This window comes from Patescibacteria group bacterium, from assembly GCA_024654625.1.
Classification (GTDB): Bacteria; Patescibacteriota; Minisyncoccia.
This window is the reverse complement of the sequence record JANLHB010000016.1, coordinates 110139-127498: the sequence shown is the minus strand read 5'-3', so window position 1 is coordinate 127498 and position 17360 is coordinate 110139. Positions and strand designations below refer to the sequence as shown.

28 protein-coding genes are annotated in these 17360 nt (G+C 47.7%); all 28 read right to left on the bottom strand.

Annotated features, from left to right (window positions below):
• Nucleotides 1–387, bottom strand: coding sequence for a hypothetical protein (locus NUV40_01580; protein ID MCR4342578.1), 387 nt, complete (start codon nucleotides 385–387; stop codon nucleotides 1–3).
• Nucleotides 388–476: 89 nt separating this feature from the next.
• Nucleotides 477–1049, bottom strand: a complete 573-nt coding sequence (locus NUV40_01575) for a hypothetical protein (GenBank protein ID MCR4342577.1) — start codon at nucleotides 1047–1049, stop codon at nucleotides 477–479.
• Between the two features lie 29 nt (nucleotides 1050–1078).
• The gene (locus tag NUV40_01570) at nucleotides 1079–1348 is read right to left on the bottom strand and encodes a hypothetical protein (protein ID MCR4342576.1); all 270 of its coding nucleotides are present in this window, start codon (nucleotides 1346–1348) and stop codon (nucleotides 1079–1081) included.
• 5 nt (nucleotides 1349–1353) lie between these two features.
• Nucleotides 1354–1716 carry a hypothetical protein gene (locus NUV40_01565; GenBank protein ID MCR4342575.1) on the bottom strand — a complete coding sequence of 121 codons (363 nt, stop codon included), beginning with the start codon at nucleotides 1714–1716 and terminating at the stop codon, nucleotides 1354–1356.
• A 19-nt stretch (nucleotides 1717–1735) separates the two neighbouring features.
• Nucleotides 1736–2152, bottom strand: a complete 417-nt coding sequence (locus NUV40_01560) for a hypothetical protein (protein ID MCR4342574.1) — start codon at nucleotides 2150–2152, stop codon at nucleotides 1736–1738.
• 140 nt (nucleotides 2153–2292) lie between these two features.
• Complete coding sequence (locus NUV40_01555) at nucleotides 2293–3513, bottom strand: DUF5309 domain-containing protein (protein MCR4342573.1); 1221 nt, start codon at nucleotides 3511–3513, stop codon at nucleotides 2293–2295.
• A 55-nt stretch (nucleotides 3514–3568) separates the two neighbouring features.
• Complete coding sequence (locus NUV40_01550; protein MCR4342572.1) at nucleotides 3569–4468, bottom strand: hypothetical protein; 900 nt, start codon at nucleotides 4466–4468, stop codon at nucleotides 3569–3571.
• Nucleotides 4469–4598: 130 nt separating this feature from the next.
• Nucleotides 4599–4760: a hypothetical protein gene (locus NUV40_01545; protein MCR4342571.1), complete on the bottom strand. Its 162-nt coding sequence runs from the start codon at nucleotides 4758–4760 to the stop codon at nucleotides 4599–4601.
• Nucleotide 4761: 1 nt separating this feature from the next.
• Entirely contained in the window at nucleotides 4762–5016 is a 255-nt protein-coding gene (locus NUV40_01540) for a hypothetical protein (protein ID MCR4342570.1), read from the bottom strand.
• Nucleotides 5017–5020: 4 nt separating this feature from the next.
• Nucleotides 5021–5335 carry a hypothetical protein gene (locus NUV40_01535; protein ID MCR4342569.1) on the bottom strand — a complete coding sequence of 105 codons (315 nt, stop codon included), beginning with the start codon at nucleotides 5333–5335 and terminating at the stop codon, nucleotides 5021–5023.
• Nucleotides 5336–5381: 46 nt separating this feature from the next.
• Nucleotides 5382–7334 carry a hypothetical protein gene (locus tag NUV40_01530; GenBank protein MCR4342568.1) on the bottom strand — a complete coding sequence of 651 codons (1953 nt, stop codon included), beginning with the start codon at nucleotides 7332–7334 and terminating at the stop codon, nucleotides 5382–5384.
• A complete protein-coding gene (locus tag NUV40_01525) occupies nucleotides 7313–7573 on the bottom strand; it encodes a hypothetical protein (GenBank protein MCR4342567.1) in 261 nt (86 codons plus the stop codon). The genes NUV40_01530 and NUV40_01525 overlap by 22 nt, the downstream gene beginning before the upstream one ends.
• The gene (locus NUV40_01520) at nucleotides 7570–8598 is read right to left on the bottom strand and encodes a DNA adenine methylase (GenBank protein ID MCR4342566.1); all 1029 of its coding nucleotides are present in this window, start codon (nucleotides 8596–8598) and stop codon (nucleotides 7570–7572) included. The genes NUV40_01525 and NUV40_01520 overlap by 4 nt, the downstream gene beginning before the upstream one ends.
• A 269-nt stretch (nucleotides 8599–8867) precedes the next feature.
• Nucleotides 8868–9080, bottom strand: a complete 213-nt coding sequence (locus NUV40_01515) for a hypothetical protein (GenBank protein ID MCR4342565.1) — start codon at nucleotides 9078–9080, stop codon at nucleotides 8868–8870.
• Between the two features lie 57 nt (nucleotides 9081–9137).
• The gene (locus NUV40_01510; GenBank protein MCR4342564.1) at nucleotides 9138–9272 is read right to left on the bottom strand and encodes a hypothetical protein; all 135 of its coding nucleotides are present in this window, start codon (nucleotides 9270–9272) and stop codon (nucleotides 9138–9140) included.
• A gap of 18 nt (nucleotides 9273–9290) precedes the next feature.
• Nucleotides 9291–9764 carry a hypothetical protein gene (locus NUV40_01505; GenBank protein ID MCR4342563.1) on the bottom strand — a complete coding sequence of 158 codons (474 nt, stop codon included), beginning with the start codon at nucleotides 9762–9764 and terminating at the stop codon, nucleotides 9291–9293.
• 1 nt (nucleotide 9765) lies between these two features.
• Nucleotides 9766–11373 (bottom strand): hypothetical protein, encoded by a 1608-nt coding sequence (locus NUV40_01500; GenBank protein MCR4342562.1) that lies wholly within the window; start codon nucleotides 11371–11373, stop codon nucleotides 9766–9768.
• Nucleotides 11339–11800: a hypothetical protein gene (locus NUV40_01495; GenBank protein MCR4342561.1), complete on the bottom strand. Its 462-nt coding sequence runs from the start codon at nucleotides 11798–11800 to the stop codon at nucleotides 11339–11341. Before NUV40_01495 ends, NUV40_01500 begins: the two co-directional genes overlap by 35 nt.
• A gap of 30 nt (nucleotides 11801–11830) precedes the next feature.
• The gene (locus NUV40_01490) at nucleotides 11831–12601 is read right to left on the bottom strand and encodes a ParB N-terminal domain-containing protein (GenBank protein MCR4342560.1); all 771 of its coding nucleotides are present in this window, start codon (nucleotides 12599–12601) and stop codon (nucleotides 11831–11833) included.
• The gene (locus NUV40_01485; protein ID MCR4342559.1) at nucleotides 12598–12882 is read right to left on the bottom strand and encodes a KH domain-containing protein; all 285 of its coding nucleotides are present in this window, start codon (nucleotides 12880–12882) and stop codon (nucleotides 12598–12600) included. The genes NUV40_01490 and NUV40_01485 overlap by 4 nt, the downstream gene beginning before the upstream one ends.
• 143 nt (nucleotides 12883–13025) lie before the next feature.
• Nucleotides 13026–13250 (bottom strand): DUF736 domain-containing protein, encoded by a 225-nt coding sequence (locus NUV40_01480; protein MCR4342558.1) that lies wholly within the window; start codon nucleotides 13248–13250, stop codon nucleotides 13026–13028.
• A 34-nt stretch (nucleotides 13251–13284) separates the two neighbouring features.
• Nucleotides 13285–13518, bottom strand: coding sequence for a hypothetical protein (locus tag NUV40_01475; protein MCR4342557.1), 234 nt, complete (start codon nucleotides 13516–13518; stop codon nucleotides 13285–13287).
• Nucleotides 13515–14300 (bottom strand): ATP-binding protein, encoded by a 786-nt coding sequence (locus NUV40_01470; GenBank protein ID MCR4342556.1) that lies wholly within the window; start codon nucleotides 14298–14300, stop codon nucleotides 13515–13517. The genes NUV40_01475 and NUV40_01470 overlap by 4 nt, the downstream gene beginning before the upstream one ends.
• 2 nt (nucleotides 14301–14302) lie before the next feature.
• Nucleotides 14303–15052: a hypothetical protein gene (locus NUV40_01465; GenBank protein MCR4342555.1), complete on the bottom strand. Its 750-nt coding sequence runs from the start codon at nucleotides 15050–15052 to the stop codon at nucleotides 14303–14305.
• Nucleotides 15053–15057: 5 nt separating this feature from the next.
• Nucleotides 15058–15282, bottom strand: a complete 225-nt coding sequence (locus tag NUV40_01460) for a hypothetical protein (GenBank protein MCR4342554.1) — start codon at nucleotides 15280–15282, stop codon at nucleotides 15058–15060.
• Nucleotides 15279–15530 (bottom strand): hypothetical protein, encoded by a 252-nt coding sequence (locus NUV40_01455; protein ID MCR4342553.1) that lies wholly within the window; start codon nucleotides 15528–15530, stop codon nucleotides 15279–15281. Before NUV40_01455 ends, NUV40_01460 begins: the two co-directional genes overlap by 4 nt.
• A 121-nt stretch (nucleotides 15531–15651) precedes the next feature.
• Nucleotides 15652–16560 (bottom strand): PD-(D/E)XK nuclease family protein, encoded by a 909-nt coding sequence (locus tag NUV40_01450; GenBank protein ID MCR4342552.1) that lies wholly within the window; start codon nucleotides 16558–16560, stop codon nucleotides 15652–15654.
• The gene (locus NUV40_01445) at nucleotides 16557–17357 is read right to left on the bottom strand and encodes a hypothetical protein (GenBank protein MCR4342551.1); all 801 of its coding nucleotides are present in this window, start codon (nucleotides 17355–17357) and stop codon (nucleotides 16557–16559) included. The genes NUV40_01450 and NUV40_01445 overlap by 4 nt, the downstream gene beginning before the upstream one ends.
• Between the last annotated feature and the right edge of the window lie 3 nt (nucleotides 17358–17360).

Below are 17360 nucleotides of genomic sequence, written 5' to 3'. Positions count from 1 at the left end.
TCAAATGTCGGTTTTTATGCCTTGAATGTGTGTCACTGGCTTCGACCACAGCCAACCCTCGCCATAATCGCCGAGAGACTCAACTTCAATTTTGGAAATGTTTTCATCAGTGGTGTACTTCCCATATTTCACTTCGCCCTTAATTTTCGTAATATCGTCAAAACTCTCAGAAAGATTCTCCTCGCCATCCATTGCGTAAAAATCCTGACCGCGCATATATCTTCTTGCGGGACGCCCCAGTCCGTCGTTTTCGTCAAAGTAAAATACGACCACTTGGATATCCTGGTCTGGGGCTTCTTTCCACGCGCCAAAAATATCCTTTGCCGTTGCTTGCGCGGAATCAAAGGTTTTGTCGCTATACCAAATTTTGAACGCTTTTATCGGCATTCAGGGACAATAAACCAACGATGAGAAAGCCCAATTTTCAAACTTTTTCATCGGGCTTTGATTTCTGAAGTTGACCTCAAACTTCACTATTAATCGACATCGAACTTCCAAGTGACCTGCAAGCTGTCGCCGTTGGCGACATTGATCGCGCTGAAGGTCTGGCGAGCAAGCAGGACGCCTGCCGCGGCCGCGTTGAGCGCGCCGGATTCGGTCACCGCAAAAGAAGCGGTGAAGTTGAATGTCAGCACGAGCTGGGCCGTATCGTTCGTCACATCTGTCGTGACTCGGGATGCAGTTGCCGCCGCTCGAGCGCCGCCGCCGGTGGTGATTTCTGTGCCAAGCGTGGTATCGCCAGCCGCCGGTGCAACAACTCCAGTGCCGATAGCAATGAAGGTGAATGCCGCTTCGCCGCCAGCTCCGTTGATTCGGGAAGCAACGCCGGCCATGCCTGCATTCACAACGAGGTTGTGAATGTTAAGAGTCAGGCCCCAGAAACCGAAGAGCAACGGGATGCGAGGCAAACTGATGCCGAGTTCTTCTCTGAAGAATCGGGCAAGCGCGTTCTCGTTCCAAAGCTGTTTTACTTTGCCGTTTTTGTCCCGCAGAACATATTCAATATTCTGTTTGAGACGGAATGTTCCCTTTTTTTCAAGATTAGTCATGGTATTGATTTAATTAATTTATTTGACCTCTATTCCAAGTCAAAGGATTCTTTTAATCCCTCGACTTTCGTGTCGACCTCTTTTTCTCGCCGATCTCTTTCTGCATTTTCAGCGCGGAGTTCATAATCGGCGATTACTCCTTCCGCGTCTTTTCTCACTGCTGATTCCAACTCATCCTGCTCGAGCGATGCGTTGTAGAGGTATTTTCTGGAATCAACGACTTCCTCGTCCTCGAGGAACTGCACCTCTACTTCAATGCCGTCGTTTGTTTTTTCGATTTTTACGATTTTGTAATCCATAGGATTTATTGCGTCTTGAGACGCGCGATAATTTCTACCTTGGTTAGGCCTTCATCGACCTCTATGTTTTTTGACTTCGCAAGCTCGATAAGCTCCTGCTTAGTCAGCGATCCAAGATCGCTTTCTTGGTTTGCCTGCGGTTCTTGCGGCTTTGCCGGCTCATCGGAAACTTTCCAGAAATCAACTCCGAAGTTGGGGAGTTTTTGCAATTTCTCGATAGTTTCATTGTCGTCCGTTTGAAAACGCCCGTTCTCAAATTGGACATACTTTCCCTGCGTATCGCCGAGCCGGACGCCCTGCTCGTAAATCGGCCGCGATGGCGTCAAGACGATTCGCAAAGTTTTGATGCGTGAATTAAATAATGTCATGGGAATTTTTGTGGTTAATTTATTCTTTCGCCGTCGCCTCGACCGAAAAGGTAAAGCTCGGCGATGTGCCCGCGATGGTGTAAACCGCTTTCACATAGCGGTGATATTGGGTGAACACCTTGACCTCTCGACTTACGCCTGTTTTTTGGGCAAACGCGGTGCCCAAGTCAGACCACATTGATCCGTCGGGAGAATGCTGAAGTTTTACATCGAGCGTCGGCGATGTTCCGCTGGCCGCGGATACATCCAGAGTCACAATAAGTTCTCTGGTATTTCCGAGATCAATGGAAGATCCTTCGCCCGACACTGTCCGCGCGCCCGATGCGAGCAATTCCGAAGTAAGAATCGGATTTACTCTCCGCTGTTTAATCGCTTGATTGACCTCATCAAGGATGAGATTCAAAAGCTCTTTTTCGCTGTATTTCGGTGTTGGCATGGCTTTGACTTTTAAGTGATCGTTCGTTGCGACCTCTCAACGCGTCACCCTAACCACTGACGCCGAAACAAATCAGCATCAGATGGTCAGGGCAACGCCTGATATCCCGTTGAGTAAGAAAGCCGGGATCACGCTTCCGTTTAGACGACTCCTTTGAGAAGCGCGTTTTTCTCGAAGTTCGTTCTCTGAAGACCGACTTCGGATTTGTACTGATCCACCTGCTCGTCAGCGTCGTTTTCCTGAATGCTCGTTTCCAATGCCGTGTCGCGGTTGGCAAGCGGGCAATGCTTAACCGTTCCGAGGTCAAGCACCACGCCCATGCCGGAGTACTGATTATCAAACATTGGATGCCGAACGATATTCAACGCGCCGAACGAGGAGATCCACTTGCGCACTTCCACGCCGTAGGTTTTCTCGCCGGGAACTGTCCTCAAGTTATTCGCAGAGAAACTCTCCAAATAACCCAGAACAATGTTGCCGCAGAAGAAGTACTTCTCGGACGAGCCGAACTTGAAGGCGTAATCGCGCAGGAAGTTTCGGAACTCCGATTCGGTCAAGCCCGAGGACGCTTCGTCCTGGACATTGCCCGCGGAGTTGATCGCTTCCAAGATTCCGCCGGTCAAGCGAAGCGGCTTGTTGTCTGGACCGACAACCTCTTTCTTCTCGCCAAACCAGTAAGCCCGCTCAATTTTCTTGGCGTGCTCAATTCCGTATTTGGCTCTCAAGTACTTAAGGTCTTTGGCGACTTCGGCCGGATAGAGTTTCGAAGCGTCGGCGGTAAGAGTCACGCCAAATTTCGTTTTGAAGATTTGGGTATAGTTCGTGACCTTCACGAGCTTAGTCGTGTTGGAATCGCCGGACTTCGAACCTTCTTCGAACGCCGGACCGATAACGAGAAGCCAATCGTTGTCGAGAATTGCCGCGGCCGCAGTCGCGCCCGCCCCACGAGTTACCGTCAAGGTGTTCGTGGAGTAGTTCACCGAAGTGACTCGCATGATTTCGCCCGTTCGGACTACTTTCACGAGGTCGTACTTGGTGAAGATTGCGGCTCCCGGATTATCAACAACAAGAGCGGTGGCGCCGGAAGTATAGCCGGCGGCGTTGTTAATCTGCGCCCAGACGCCGGAGTACTGATCTTCGTATTCGGTAAACTCTGGATTATGAATGCCTCTCTTTTGAAGCGCGGTTCCTCTGAACTTCCCGCCTCCGTCGCCGATCTTTCCCACTTGCGTAAGAAAAGCGGTCAATGGAGATTCGTTCGGTTCAAGAATGTAGATTCTGTCATCTACATCGGGGATGCGCCGAGATTGCTCAATAATGAGAGTGTCTCTCGTTCCCTGTATGTGTGTTGGTTCTGCCATATGCGTTTAGCTGTTTGCGGATTCTCCCGGTAAGAAGACCTCAATCTCCGCCGAGTTATGTCCGCACTATGTTTGGATTTACTGAATCACCCACAAGATCATCGAATGGATTCGCATCTTGGGGGACTTTGCCTTTGGCTTGCGGTGATCCGCCGCCAACGGCTGACGCCTCTTCTCGCTCGAGAGCGGCCGCCTCTTCGCGCTTCGCGGTTTCTTTGGCTGTCTCATCCTTTGCCTTTTTCACTTGGCTTTCTTTGGTCACATAGTTGTATGCGATATCCAAAGTTTTAGCGGTGAAAGGCAAACCCTCTTCTTCAAGCAAGTCCAGAACCTTATGTCCGATTTCGGGCTTTTTAAATTCTGGATGCTTTTCGATCCATGCGTCCCGCTCGCGCTTGATTTTGACCCGGTTCTCACGCTCCTCGAGCTTTCGCTCGATTTTCGCGTCGAGATCCTTATCTTGAGCGCCCTCTTCTGGCTCTTCGTCCTCTTCCTCGCCTTTGGCTTCGCCGGCAATGACCGACTTCAGCTGTTCGGCAAGTTCGGGATTTTTGAGCAGAGCTTTATCGAGCGTCGCCAGAAAATCTTCATTTTCTTTGGCGTGGGTTTTGAGTTCGTTCAACTCCTTGCCCTGCTCGATAATTTTTCCCTGGGCTTCGCCATAAGATTTCTTGGCGTCGGACTCACTCTTAAACTTGTCCCAGAAGAGTTTTTCGCCTTCGGGTTCCCCGCCTTTTTTGGGCGTTTCGCCTTCAGGACTTTCTCCCTCTTCGCCGGGAGTTTCGCCAGATTTCTCCTCGGGTTTTTCACCCGCGGCGTCTGGTTTTTTATCGGATTGTTCTCCCTCTTTGGGAGTGTCCGAAGATTCTTTTGCGGATTGGTCCTTCCCGACAAGATCGTCAAAGGTTTCTTTGTCGTCTTTCGGGATGGCGTCCGCTTTGGTTTCTTTCGTCATAGGATTTGATTAATTTACACGGATTGCTTCTTCCTTCCTTTTGACCTCAGAAGGGAGGCGTCCGCAGAACCTCGCTAAGAGGCTCAACTCGATTCTCATAAAGCGCCGAGTTGAACCTCTCGCGGAAAACCTATTTTTTCTTCGACCTTTTAGTTGTGCCCATGATTGATGCTTTGCAAATACGGATGGCGAGTTCTTTTTCCATTCCTTTCGCCATATTCTCCTCAACGCAACGCTCGACCTTGGCATCGTTGGCGGAAGTATTCAATTTTTTGGGAAGTCCGTATGGCATATTATTGATTTTTAGGTTCTCTCATTGCCTCTTCGTATAAGGCCTTGATTCTTATAAGAACGACCGCTAGTCCCTCGGCGCGGCCTTGATAAAATCGCAAATCGTCCGCGCTCAAATTCTTATTGAGCATGCAGGTTTTAGTGCCGTCCAATTCCTCGTCCACCAATGCCTGCAAGGCGCGAAAATATTTCGTCTCATACAGATTCACCAAATCCTGCTCGCTTTCTTTATTGAGTGTGTAATTGTGTTCGTTCATAGATTTAGCCAATGCGATTCGGATTTTTGTAATTGCCGAACTCGATCTCTTTTTTCTTCTTCTCACCATCGGAGTTTTCTTTTTTGGACTCGTGGTTCAGAGCTTTCACCGCCATTACCTTAAATGTCGCAGTGAGCGGCCTTTCTTTTTCGCCCTCGTATCCGTAGCGGTCTTTTTCCGCCGCAACCTGCTCAACTTCAAGTTCGAGATAATATTTGCCACCAATTTTCCAATCCTTGATTTCTGGAACATCATCGGCGGTAAAAGTCACGCGAGGCAATTCGCGCTTCGGCTCGGACGGTTTTTCAACCGCCGGCATTTTCGTTCCTTTTACTTTTTTTAATTCGTCAGTGTGAGCCATAAATTTATTGTCTTAATGCCGCCGCCAATTCTCCTCCTGCTCGCCGTCCAGCTAAGGACGGGGCTCGGGGCGCCGGGACCTCTGCCGGCGGTGACCCTGCGGGCGGAGCCGCGGGCGGTATTGCTTGGTTATCAACGACCTCTTGCGGAATCTGTCTTGGCACGACATAGTTTTCCGCTTCCCAGCCGTAGTCATCAATGACTTTCATTAAAATCTTGAATTTCTTGATGCTGTAAATTTGGCCGGACTCCTCGTCAATCATGTCGCCGGCATCTTTGACTAATTCCCAAAGTTCCAAATCCTTCGCTTTTTTGAGTTCGGTTGAAGTGGCAAGCGTAGACGAGGCCTCGATGGAGAGTTCGTATTCATCATTGAAAAGCAGATGCTCTCCGTTCTCTCCGATCCAGCTCTCCTCGAGCGGAGTGAAGTCCGTGTCGGCAAAGTCATCGATAATGGCAAGGGCTTTTTTCGGCACAACGCTTCGCCTAGTCCAGAACTGCTTAATCATCGAAATCCAATGGTCAAAGTGGCCGGTGTAGGCATTTCGCATCATGATGAGAAATAGCTTCACTCCTTCAAGAGTTGCTTCGCGCATGAACGATGCGACGGTGGCGGTTTCTTTGCGGTCAGTTCCTTTGAGCGTCGAGTAGTCATCTATGCCGATAATCACCCGCATCATCTCCTTGATCTTGTCTGGCTCAAGATAGGCGGACGGATTCACATCTCCAAATTTCAGCTCTCGTATGGAGTTCGGATCGTTTGTCCATAAAATACCGAGTGGCCGGATATTTATGCCTTTTCTGCGTCCTGTTAGGGACACTGGCGCGGCGGCTATCATGCTGTGCATTTTCAAAGTGACCGAATCCACGCGCTGGTTTACGACCGAGTTCAGTAAGTCCTGAAGTTTTTCCACGAGCTTCACAATGCCAAATCCGTAAAACTGGAACGGCCTCGGGAAGAAGACGATTCTCTTGTATGGTTTTTCGTTATGGTCATAGGGATTGTCGATGTCCTTGATCTCTTTTGGCACCCCTGACATTGGCAGAAACACGACCAAGTGGTCGTCAACCCATCGCTCAACCACCTCGAATAGCTTTTCTTTCATCTGCGGCTGATCGGACGGTATGCCGGTGTCGCCGCCTCCGAACGGAGTTGACGCTTTAGTGTCTCTAATGTTTTGCCGCGCTTCGGTCAGCACTTCTTTTCTCACCCATGCGTAGTCGGTAATGTCTCCGCCCTGCAAAACCACATTGCCGGATTTGTCACTGAATTGATTCCAAAAAGTTTTTGGAACATTTGGATATTGCTCTTTCATTTCATCGAGCGTCAGCACATAGCGTTGAAAAAGTGGAAGTTTGTCCGAGAGCTTCTTCATCCTCGGATGCGGATAGCAATTATACATATCCACTGGTTCAAAATCGGGACGGAAAGTGATGCTGGCAACCTCGGATTTCGTGGTGAGTTTTTTGTAGAAAGATTTGAGCTTGCCGACCATTTCTCCAAAGAGCCCCGTCGGCGGTTCCTCTTCGATCATGACGACTTCTTTTTTGCGTCTTTTTCTCACCTCTTTTTTCAAAATGTCTTTGCCTAAGCTCGTGCCGCAGATAAATGTCTGCAGGAAGTGGTCGATCAAGTCATCTGACATGCCGACCTCCCACAACCAGTCAATGACTTGTTTTAAGGGTTCGGAGTTTTTGCCCTCGAGCTTGAAATCGGGAGCCATGCCGATGGTCTTTTGCAGGAAGATTTTGATGTAGGCGAATACTTGGCCCCAGTAGGCGTTCGATTGCCAAACATCTCCCTCGGTTGTCCGTTCAAGCTCTTTGGCTCTGTCGCCGGTGTACTGGGCAAATTGCTTGTAGGCGCGATCAAATTCGGGCTTGTAGTAATACAAGAAGTGTTTTTTCGCGTCATCGTATTCCTCGTAGTATTTTTTTAGTTGGTCGATTGAGGCCATAATTTTTGTGAAATAAATCGCATATAGCGTTCCCGGTTGTATCCGCCAAACTCATCGAGGAGTTTTGACGGGATCGAGCCGTTTGGTTTTTTAATCACGCCAACGCTTGAGTTGACCCATACTCGGTTTCTGCCCGGGGTTATTGCGAGCACCTCGTAAATGGCAATGCCGGACGATTCTTTGAAGAGCCCGCGAATCCAATTGATAAATTCTTTAACTTTTCTCAATAAAAATTTCATAGGGTGTAGACGATGTACTCTATGTTGTCGCTTTGGGGTCGGCCGCCGGCATTGGACACACTCCATTTGTGATCAAGCATTTCGACCTCTGCTTTTCTGAATTTTCGCACCACCTTCAAAAGCTCATCTGGTTTTATGCCAGTATCGGGATTGGTTTGGCCAAGCGAAATGATCCATTGTGGAATATGCCGTGAACACTCAAACATTTTTTCGAGAAATATTTTAGCATCGGCCTTTGAAAACACGCTCACTTCTTTCGTGATTTTCTTTTCGGCCAAGATGCAATCAAGGACATAGTATTCATTTTCGTATGCGCTTGATTCTGGATAGGGCGGGTCAAAATAGACCACATCGCCGCTTGCTCTTTTCAAAAAATCAAACACATCTCCTTTGTGAACTTCGTTTTCTTGATGGTTATCAAAAATGCCGCGATTGATTACATTCTTGAGATGCAAGAGTCCAATCAGCGGGTGCTCGATCATGCGGATGTTTTTTGGCGCGTGGGATTTCGAACGAAGCGGCCAATCATAGCTTTCGTTTGAGAGGTCGATGGTGTCTCTCGTATGTGTGAATTTTCCGAACTGCCGGGTGCTTCCAATAAATTTAATGAGAAGATGGTACATCAGATATTGCTTGGTGCTTCCTGGAATAAAGTTGTCCCGAACCATCACGAAGGCGTTGTCCAAAAATTCGGCGATTTGTTTGACGAATACTTTTGGGACATAGTTTTGCTCAATAAAACTTTTGTGTTTGGTTTCTATAAAAAGGCGGGCTAGGTCCTCATCGGTGATTTGATGCCGCGAGTTTTCAATAAGAGCTTTGCCGACAATAACGGATCGCTCGGCAATGTCGTTGCAAACGACTTTGTATCCTTTGGCTTTCGCCCATAAACTCACCGAGCCGCCGCCGAGAAATGCATCTATAAACACGCCATCTTTTTTCTTAATGTGCTTGAAGATGTCCTGCACCAGTTTTCTTTTTCCGCCGAAGTAATTCGGCAATGATTCAAATTTTGTCCACGACATAATTGTTTTGGGTTGTTAAGCCCTTATTTCTGGCCCTCTCAACGCTCCTTTTTACACCCTTTCAGGTGGAGGTCGATGGATGCGCTTCGACCTTTAAGAGAGCCAGAGATAAGGGCCTACAAATAAAAAACGGGCCCGCAAATGGTGCCAGAGTTGTGCTTTCGCTTGGCAACATTTGCGAGCCCGCAGACTCGGAATATACGATTCACGCTTGCCCCGCAGAGCAAGGACTATTCAGTTGTATTTTTATTATAGCATATCTTTGTGCATCAACAAGGTTTTCCACATGGGTCTTTCGGGCCTCTTTTTATGGCCACCTTAATGATCGGCTTGACTATAATGGAGATTTCTCTTTTCACCTCAACCATAATTGGCTTGCCGCAGTGATGGCAGTTCGTCTCAAAATCCGCCTCGCCTTTGAACGATGCATCTTTGAATAAAACCTTAGTGCAATATGGGCAGTGGCTGATAGTTTCTCGCATAATTTTAATTCCTCATTGAGACGGATAGCCGAGGCTTTCCGCCTCGTGAAAAATCAATTACTCCCGGCTTCCTTCTTGGCTGGCCTCGGATGAATCGGTGTCGGCATCTTCTTTGGCCTTGTCACCTGTGTCCTCTGCCTGTCCTTCCTCGCCAGAAGCTTGATCCTCGTTCAATTTTTTTTCTTCGTCCATATGATTATTCTTTAGTTATTAATTTTGGCGATCCGTCGACCTCTGCGAATCGCTTTTTCTATATCCTTCCAGTTCTCTCATTATTTTTACAAAATGATCTCGGCGTATGAATATAAAATGTTCTTCCAAATTGCGCGTCACATCAATAATCGGTATTTTTGAAAGTCCCAAGTCAAGGGACTCTTCTCTCGCTTTCTTGTACCACTCCAAAAGTTTCCACTGCTCACAGTTTTTCATTTCAATATAAAAATCATTGAGGATGGTTTCTCCTCTGGCCATAATGTCGCCGGGCATAAACGATCCAAACCCGCCGGATCGCGGTGTCCTTCGGACCGTAATCCCAAACTCCTTTTCATAAAACTTTGCGCCGCCCTCTCGCTCGTTTCTCGCGCCTTTGCGTTTTGATTTCTTGCCGATCTTTGACCAGCAAAACTTGCAAATTCCCTGATGGAGTTTATTCGGATATTTTTCTTGGCATTTTTTACACTGCATATTAGTCATATATAAATTCCGATGGAAGGTCTTTTAATCCTTGCCATGCGAGCATGGCCGAAATAAGGCGATCATCTTTCTGGCCGGTTTCAGCTCCCATGCCATGATGGCCGGCTTCGTTGGTGTGAACGAAAGTAAGCATTTGACCTACAGTCGCGGCAGACGACATCCCAATTTCCTCTTCTCGCAGACCCTCTTTGAATTCGTCCACCATCAACGGTTTCGTTATCTTCGTAGTTTTCCAGCCCAACCTGCGAGTCCACTGCTTACTGGTATGGTCATAGTATCTTTGACGGAAGATATTCGGATATTCCAGCTTTTGCAGTTCATTCAGCACCGCAATTCCGTGTCCGTTTATTTCTGGCACTATAATCGCGTTCTGGAAATATTCGGCTGTTTTCACCATTTTTTTGGCAAATAAGTCAGGCGGTATTCGGTTGTTGGCGTAGTGCGCCACTTCCCGGCCGGTCATCTTGTCTATTACCGTAAATGCGGAGTCGTCCCGACCCGCGCCCTCGGACGGATCGCCACCCAAGCTGTAATAGTGATTATTTTTCACATGCCCGTAAATCAAGACATCGCCGTCCAGCTTATCAATCGGTTCTCTGATAAATTTCCGCTGGGCCTCAATGTGCTGTTTGGGAATTACCGTGCTTGCCGAGGCGACGAACGCTTCCTCGATAGTGATCGGGTATTCTTGTTTGAACTTATCGGTATCACCACCACATTTGTTTTTGATCGCCCAACGCCGCCAGTTTAATTGTTTGAGCTTCAGATTGAAGCTTTTCTGGATTTCTTTTTCGTAAACATCCAGTGTCTCAGTAAACTTTGTTTTTTCTTCTTCGCTGGAGAATGGTATCGAATACTTCGGCATCAAATGCCACGGCAAGAAAATGAGCTCAAAATCATTCTTGCCGGATCGGGCATCCTGCACCATGTTGTAGAAATATTCTCCGTCGCCACCGAACCCATTTGCAGTTGATTCGAGAATGACCATTGTATTCGGGAGATCGGGTATTGCCTGCATCACTGAGAGCATCAGTTCTTTTCCGTCTTTCCAAAATGCGACTTCGGAGCCGTGGAAATTATGGATGGTCAAGCCGCGTCCAATTTTTACCTTGCCGGCCGTAGCAATAACTATTCTGGATCGCAAACCCGGTTTCTCGACTCGCGCTTTTTCATCTGGATTATCAAATACCAATTGCTTTTTGTTGTCATACCGCTTTAGTGGCCGGATTAATTTAGGCATCATGTCGTAGAAGAGTTTCGACATTTCGAATATTGCTTCAGTGGATTCTGGTTCATGCGCGACAATCAACGAATTTACATTCGGCTTCAGAGAGGTGTCTTGAAAAATCATTCCTTCCGTAAAAGTTGACACGCCTTCTTGCCGGGCCTTCAAGATAATAATGCGGACTGGTTTTTTCTGCTGTCGGATCGCATCAATCTTCTGATACAGCATGTTTTGAACATTATTGAACTCGAAAAGAATTCGCCGTTGATCTTCCGTTTTGATTTGAAGAGCGCTCTCGATAAAACTTCGGGGAATCTCAACCCATTCGGCATATAAATCACTACCTGTTTTTTCTTTCGTAGTATTCTTTGGCATAATCTTCAAGAGTTTTTACTATCTCCAGCTGGGTTTTCTGCGTTGGCTTGCCCTCGGTGCGGTCAAATAATTCTTTAATGGCGCCGAGCTTCACTGCATCATTGTCGCTTCCTAAAAGGGCAACGAGCATTTCATTGGCTATTCGAAAGTTTTCGGCTCGAACTCTTAGGCCGGCTTTCTTGATAATGTCGAATGCTTCTTTGTTCAATTCGTCCTGCTCTTTTTCATATTCCCGATACACCTCGTATAATTCTCCTTCGGTTCTGAACCAATTTTTTAGCGTATCTTCATTGAAGGACACTTTTTTCGGTTTTTTGCCGAATTCATCCTGGAGTTTTTCAGCTATCTCGACATAAGAATATCGGCCACTGTAGCGGAGTTCCATAGCTCTTTTGTGATACTTTTCGAGTTTTAATGGGATAGGCATAAAAGTGTCCTTAAGTGTCCTTAAGTGTCCTTAGTTGCCGGCCATAAAGTCCGCGCATATCAATTCCAGTGCCCTTGATTTCGACACCTTTTCGGCCTTTATCAGCTTTTCTATGGCTCGGTTTATTACTTTGGCCTGCGGGCCGGTGACGCTAAAGGTAATCAGCGCAATCGTGACCTTTTTCGGATTGATTTTTTCTTTCACCGACTCAACTTCCGCACCCTTGGTTTCGGCGAACTTTGTGACCTCTTTCACGAATGTTTTGAGTTGATCTTTTGGTTTCTCGTCAACGATAAAAGACAGCTCGACAAAGTTTTCTTTGGTCATTTCCTCTTTGAGCTTCTGCAACTTCTTTGAAATATCTTCTTGGGCGACCTTGAGCGCGTCTTTCAAGGCATCTTCTTCCGTGCCATACACTTGAGCAATCTTTTTAATCGAGAATCCTTTCTCGGTCAGTTCGTAGACAAGTTTTCCAAGACGAAGCAAGTCATCATTACCGTGAATGTTATCCTGCAAGCTGAAGATTTTTGATTCATCATCATTCATCGGCGTGATGTTTACTTCCACTTCCAAAAGTTTCAGTTCTTTCATGGCCAGCCAGCGGTGGTAACCGCCAATGATTTCGTATCCGTCTTTAATCGGCCGGACTTGAATCGGCTGGGTCTGCCCGTGCTCACTGATTGAGAGCTTCAGTGCCTCAAACTCTTTTTTGTTCATGCCTCTTGGATTCCAAGCATTCGGCCGGCATTTCTCAACAGACACAAATTGCGATATTCGTTTTTCGACTTTTTTATTTTTCATAGATGGGATTCTGGTCTCGCTGTCCCTCGGCGCACCTCTGGCACATCGAGCTTCACATTTACTTTCGCTTGGTTTTTTCGACCTACGATGTTGATGACGCTTCGGATCGCGTTGATGCTCTGGCCTTGCTTACCGATAACAACGCCGGCATCGCCCTCACCGAGCTTAACTGTGAGCAACACGCCCATCTCATCCGTCGTGCGATTCACCAATACTTTTTCGGGCTGACTTACTATTGCTTTGAGTATTGTCTCCAATACTGCTTTGTCTTGTGATTCCATAATTCGTTTTGTAATTAGTTGATTAATTTTTCGCCCCTTTCGCCTTTTTCTTTATCAGGTGGTACGGGTCGGCTTTTGCCAAAGAATCGCACACAGGGGCAAACAAGTGGCAAGGTTTTTGGCAAATCCGCTCAATTCTGGCATTAGAACGGGATATCGTCTGGACCCGGGGCTCCTTCGACCTGAGGGGCCGGCTTCGATCTTTCCGACAACACGATATTATAATCGGGCTGTTTGTCCGCTTCTTTTTTATCGTTCTTGAAGACAGCAATGTTGATGTCTCCGCTTAAGTCCTGGATCACGCCGGACAAGTAATTTCTCCCGTCCTGCGATTTCTTGATCCATAACGCTCCTATTTTTCTTGACATAATTTTGTTGAAATTAATTTTTTACTTCGACCTTTTATATTTTTCCTTGCTCGTGTTTTTCTTCCATCTCGCGTCCCGTCTTTTCGTACTCCGTCCAGTATTCGATCCATGTCGCTTTTATCTTCACAAGGTTTTGCCTGTCAGCGTGTCTTGCCGCTTCGGCAAGAGCTTTCACAAACGATCCGCCGTATTTCGTCATCGCTTCTATCGTCCAGTAATCGCGCGCGCCTTCTTCGATTTGTTTTTCCGTTCCTGTGATTAAAGTCATGGTGTTGATTTCTTGATTCGGTAATCGTAATCCCGGGACTCGACCAGCCGGCACATGCCGGCGACTCGGGAAGCTATCCTTTCCTCAAACCTCGCTTCCAGTTCTTCAAGGTTGAGGTTCGAGGTAACAATGATCGGCTTCTGCTCTATCCATCGCTCGTCAATGATTTGATACAGAATCTGGCGGACCCAGTCAGTGGTCTTTTCCGCGCCCAAATCGTCAATGACAAGCAGAGGCGCGGAGGTGTATCGGCTTATCAAGTCCGATTCGTTTTCAGTGCGATACTGCTCGTTCTCGTTAAAGGTTTTTCTGATCTCTGCCAGCAAATCGACAACGCGGGCAAACCTGACTTGAATCTGTTTTTGCTCGATGATGTGCCGGGTTATTGCAACCGCGAGATGTGTTTTGCCCGAGCCAGCTTTTCCATAAAGCATGAGGCCGCTTGTCGTCTCCCGGCCGAATCCTTCGGCGTATTCTTTGACGATTTCATACGCTTTGCCCTTATGTGAGTTATCGAATGTTTCAAAGGTCATTCGCGCCAAAATTCCACGAACGATGCCGGATCGTTCAAGATAGGTTTCTATGGTCATCTTTTTATGGGTTTCCGTTTCCCGCCTCTCTCTTTCTTCGGCAATAATCACACTGCAAGAATCGCAATGATCCTGCTGGCGCCAGCCGAGAAGCGTGATAAACTTCGGCGCAGTCAAACTCCCGCATCGCCTGCAGGCAGTCGGCGGCGGGGCCGGCTGATTTTCTTTTATGGTTGTTTCAATTTTTTCCATGTTTAATCTTTGGTTATTAAGTGATCGTATTTTCCGACCTTTGTTTTTGGTGATTCCAACTCATCGTTCCATCGCTCTTGGTTCAAGTAGGTTGAGGGATGGGGTATAAACTGACCGTTATCTTTTTTCCACTGCGGGCTTTCTCTCGCTTTCCGCACCGCATTGACAACGACTTGCGTCAGTTCAGGAGTTGGCTTCAACTTATGCCAAGATTGCAGGGCTCTTTTTCTGGATTTATGGTTTGGATACTCTTTCCAGAAAATCTCAAAAAGAGTATCGTATTCCGCTTCCTTCGTGCGCTTATCTTTTTTGTTACCATTGTCAACATTGTTATCATTATTGTTCCTGTCCTTTTGCTGTCCCTTTCGTGTCCCTCGCGTGTCCCTTTTGCTGTCCCTCTCCTCGTTTTTCTGCGGTTGAAATCTCCCGTAATTCGCTATCAAAATCCGAGTGAATTGGCTGTCCCGCGCGGTGTCCCTTTTTTCAATCATTTTGTCGGCCGCAAGCGCATCCAAAAACTTGCTCACTTTGTTTTTTGACCATCCCCATTCTTTGGCTAAAAAGCGCAACGAGGTGACGAGCTCTCCTCGGGTAAGAGTGAAGTTCCTATTCAAAAACAGCACTGTTTTATCGCTCTTGTGCGTAGCTCGCATGATCAAGTCAATCCACGCCTGGGCCCGGCTGAAGGGCCTGTCATCCCATATCCAGTGATGTTGCAGTTTACGCCAAATTGATACCCATCCGTTTTTCATAAAAGTTAGTATTCCAAATAATTTTCTTCTAACCCCCGATCGACCGCTTTTGCTTTCGGGTGGTTATCGTAAAAATCCCGCAATGCGACCTTTAGGGCTTCGGGGTTTTTCTTTGTTCGCATAAGTCGCAAAACTTCAGCCACATCTTCGGGGCTCAAATAAAAGTGACCGTTACCACCCATCCAAAATTGGCACTCATATAAAATTTTTGCTTTTTCTAAATCAGTCATGTTTTTTGTTTTGCTAAATAATTTTTGAACCTTTGCGTGATCTCTATGGTCTGATGATAGGCGAGCTCGGATCGGGATCGTTTGATGTAGCCCCACTCGATGAGCCTGTCTCTCATGCGTTTATGCGCGGTTTTTCGATCACAACCAAAAACGGCTTGAATTTGCGGAAGCAAAATGCCGCACAAAAAGCGGTACTGCTCGGCGCTGGTCGGTTGTCTGTATTCAGTTGTTGTTTTTGTATATGTCATATAGTTTCTTCCCCCCGAAGAAGAAGTCCGCACTCGGACTTCTTCCCGGCCTCTCATCAGCCGGTCCTACTTCTGGATCACGCAACTACGATGATCCGTAGGGCCGGCTGTCAGTTGCCGATTACCCGATTCCGTATCTGCAACCTCTGCCGTTCCCTAAATCCCAATATCCGCAATTATTCGGGTTGCAGAATATCGGGTTGCAACTGCAGTAGAACACTCCGCAATCTATGGCATGGGCAATTCTCGCCATAAGATTCAAGAGTCGCTGAATATCCTCTTCGGTTCTCTTGGTGGCGACGCTGACCACTTTCGGCACGCCGTTTTTGACGATGTAATCCATCACGAGTCCCTTCTCGATCTTCCCGGTCTTTACCCGGAATCCCATGCTGTAGGCGGTCATCTGAAGGTCAGTGTCCACCTGATCTTGAGTCGGAGTTCTCGCGCTCGTCTTGGTGTCTCGGATTCTCATCTTGTCATCCACCAAGTCCATTCGGCCGATAAATTTGTAGTCCACATTGTCGAAGTTCACCTCGAAGGGTTCTTCGACCATGAGCGGTTGAATGGTCGGCGACAGCGCTTTGACGGGTTTCTTTTCGTACTTCCTCGTCTTGGGATTGAGCTCTCGGTAGATGAATGGTTCGCCTTGGCGGTCTTTGCCGGTGTGGTAGGCGCACACCAGATTCACGCCCTCGTCTTTGACCATTGATGGGTTCTCATCCTTATTCCAGAGCGTCTCTTGTTTTGCCAAGTCAAAGCTGTCGGAGAAAGCATCCAGCACATCGTTTACTTTCAGATCCTTGTGGCTTTCGATCTTCTGCCGAAAATTGTGCTCGAGGGCGGCATGGACCGAGCTTCCCAGCGTCATTACCGATCTTGGCGGAATCTTGAGTCCGTCGATGTAGCGGAATTTGTAGTGGAGCGGACACTTCTGGTAAGTGAGCAGTTGCGAGACCGAGAAGTGCCGCTTCTCTTTTTCCTTTACTGCCGCCGGATAGGCGGCTTCGTGGGTTAGTGTTTGTCCGTTCATAGTTTTCCGTTTCCATTGGCCTCGGCTACGCTGATCTGCAATCGCGAGATGACCTCATCGTAGTTTTGGGGCTCAAGTTTTATGTTAGTAATGTCTTTTACGACCTTTTGATACTCGGCCGGACCCTGAGGAGAGTGTCCGAGTTTTTTGAGCAGGGCGGCAATCTGAATCTTTTTCTGATCTACGGATTGCTCTTTGATCTCCTGGATTTGCTGTTCGGCTTCCTGCATCTGTTTTGGCGTCGCGCCTTTTCTCTTGAGCTGAATCCACGCTTTGACGAAGGTGTATGGGATCACCGCGTTGATGGCGTTTCGCTGGGCCTTGGATACCGCTTGCTCGAAGTAGAAGGGGTTCTCCAGCACCCTTCCGTCTCGGAGGCGGAGGTGCTTTTGCTGTCGCTTGAGGCCTATCCGCGAGGTGCCGGTGTAGACATCAAACGACTCGACCGCCACCGTGACGCTCTTGTCGTCCTCGGCAATGATCTTTAATTTTTCGAGCGGGACCTGGATGCCTCCATATTCCCGGCTCGCTTCCTTGGTCCCGATCCATGAGAGGCCGGTGACCGTTTTTCCGTCCTGCGGGAATTCGTAGACATACTCGTCCAAGAATCTCCCTTGCAGTTCGGCAAGAATCTGCTGATCGTCTTTGCGATCCATAAGCTCATAGACATTTTCTTGAGCTTCCGACACGGCCGGCATCACCGCTTCGGTTCGCGGTGCCGGTCGCCTTCCCCGCTTTTGGGGAAGGGCGACTTGCGGCACGACGATCTCTTTTCTGGTTGTTGTTTTTTCCGTCATGTT

Bases quoted from the DNA above. Each gene is read 5' to 3' on its own strand.
- NUV40_01465 (MCR4342555.1), bottom strand. From the start codon at position 15,052: ATGAAAAACGGATGGGTATCAATTTGGCGTAAACTGCAACATCACTGG.
- NUV40_01575 (MCR4342577.1), bottom strand. From the start codon at position 1,049: ATGACTAATCTTGAAAAAAAGGGAACATTCCGTCTCAAACAGAATATT.
- NUV40_01495 (MCR4342561.1), bottom strand. From the start codon at position 11,800: ATGCCTATCCCATTAAAACTCGAAAAGTATCACAAAAGAGCTATGGAA.
- NUV40_01490 (MCR4342560.1), bottom strand. From the start codon at position 12,601: ATGAAAAATAAAAAAGTCGAAAAACGAATATCGCAATTTGTGTCTGTT.
- NUV40_01560 (MCR4342574.1), bottom strand. From the start codon at position 2,152: ATGCCAACACCGAAATACAGCGAAAAAGAGCTTTTGAATCTCATCCTT.
- NUV40_01570 (MCR4342576.1), bottom strand. From the start codon at position 1,348: ATGGATTACAAAATCGTAAAAATCGAAAAAACAAACGACGGCATTGAA.
- NUV40_01470 (MCR4342556.1), bottom strand. From the start codon at position 14,300: ATGGAAAAAATTGAAACAACCATAAAAGAAAATCAGCCGGCCCCGCCG.
- NUV40_01545 (MCR4342571.1), bottom strand. From the start codon at position 4,760: ATGCCATACGGACTTCCCAAAAAATTGAATACTTCCGCCAACGATGCC.
- NUV40_01515 (MCR4342565.1), bottom strand. From the start codon at position 9,080: ATGCGAGAAACTATCAGCCACTGCCCATATTGCACTAAGGTTTTATTC.
- NUV40_01505 (MCR4342563.1), bottom strand. From the start codon at position 9,764: ATGCAGTGTAAAAAATGCCAAGAAAAATATCCGAATAAACTCCATCAG.
- NUV40_01480 (MCR4342558.1), bottom strand. From the start codon at position 13,250: ATGTCAAGAAAAATAGGAGCGTTATGGATCAAGAAATCGCAGGACGGG.
- NUV40_01565 (MCR4342575.1), bottom strand. From the start codon at position 1,716: ATGACATTATTTAATTCACGCATCAAAACTTTGCGAATCGTCTTGACG.
- NUV40_01530 (MCR4342568.1), bottom strand. From the start codon at position 7,334: ATGGCCTCAATCGACCAACTAAAAAAATACTACGAGGAATACGATGAC.
- NUV40_01555 (MCR4342573.1), bottom strand. From the start codon at position 3,513: ATGGCAGAACCAACACACATACAGGGAACGAGAGACACTCTCATTATT.
- NUV40_01520 (MCR4342566.1), bottom strand. From the start codon at position 8,598: ATGTCGTGGACAAAATTTGAATCATTGCCGAATTACTTCGGCGGAAAA.
- NUV40_01540 (MCR4342570.1), bottom strand. From the start codon at position 5,016: ATGAACGAACACAATTACACACTCAATAAAGAAAGCGAGCAGGATTTG.
- NUV40_01445 (MCR4342551.1), bottom strand. From the start codon at position 17,357: ATGACGGAAAAAACAACAACCAGAAAAGAGATCGTCGTGCCGCAAGTC.
- NUV40_01485 (MCR4342559.1), bottom strand. From the start codon at position 12,882: ATGGAATCACAAGACAAAGCAGTATTGGAGACAATACTCAAAGCAATA.
- NUV40_01550 (MCR4342572.1), bottom strand. From the start codon at position 4,468: ATGACGAAAGAAACCAAAGCGGACGCCATCCCGAAAGACGACAAAGAA.
- NUV40_01535 (MCR4342569.1), bottom strand. From the start codon at position 5,335: ATGCCGGCGGTTGAAAAACCGTCCGAGCCGAAGCGCGAATTGCCTCGC.
- NUV40_01580 (MCR4342578.1), bottom strand. From the start codon at position 387: ATGCCGATAAAAGCGTTCAAAATTTGGTATAGCGACAAAACCTTTGAT.
- NUV40_01500 (MCR4342562.1), bottom strand. From the start codon at position 11,373: ATGCCAAAGAATACTACGAAAGAAAAAACAGGTAGTGATTTATATGCC.
- NUV40_01450 (MCR4342552.1), bottom strand. From the start codon at position 16,560: ATGAACGGACAAACACTAACCCACGAAGCCGCCTATCCGGCGGCAGTA.
- NUV40_01525 (MCR4342567.1), bottom strand. From the start codon at position 7,573: ATGAAATTTTTATTGAGAAAAGTTAAAGAATTTATCAATTGGATTCGC.
- NUV40_01510 (MCR4342564.1), bottom strand. From the start codon at position 9,272: ATGGACGAAGAAAAAAAATTGAACGAGGATCAAGCTTCTGGCGAGGAA.
- NUV40_01475 (MCR4342557.1), bottom strand. From the start codon at position 13,518: ATGACTTTAATCACAGGAACGGAAAAACAAATCGAAGAAGGCGCGCGC.
- NUV40_01460 (MCR4342554.1), bottom strand. From the start codon at position 15,282: ATGACTGATTTAGAAAAAGCAAAAATTTTATATGAGTGCCAATTTTGG.
- NUV40_01455 (MCR4342553.1), bottom strand. From the start codon at position 15,530: ATGACATATACAAAAACAACAACTGAATACAGACAACCGACCAGCGCC.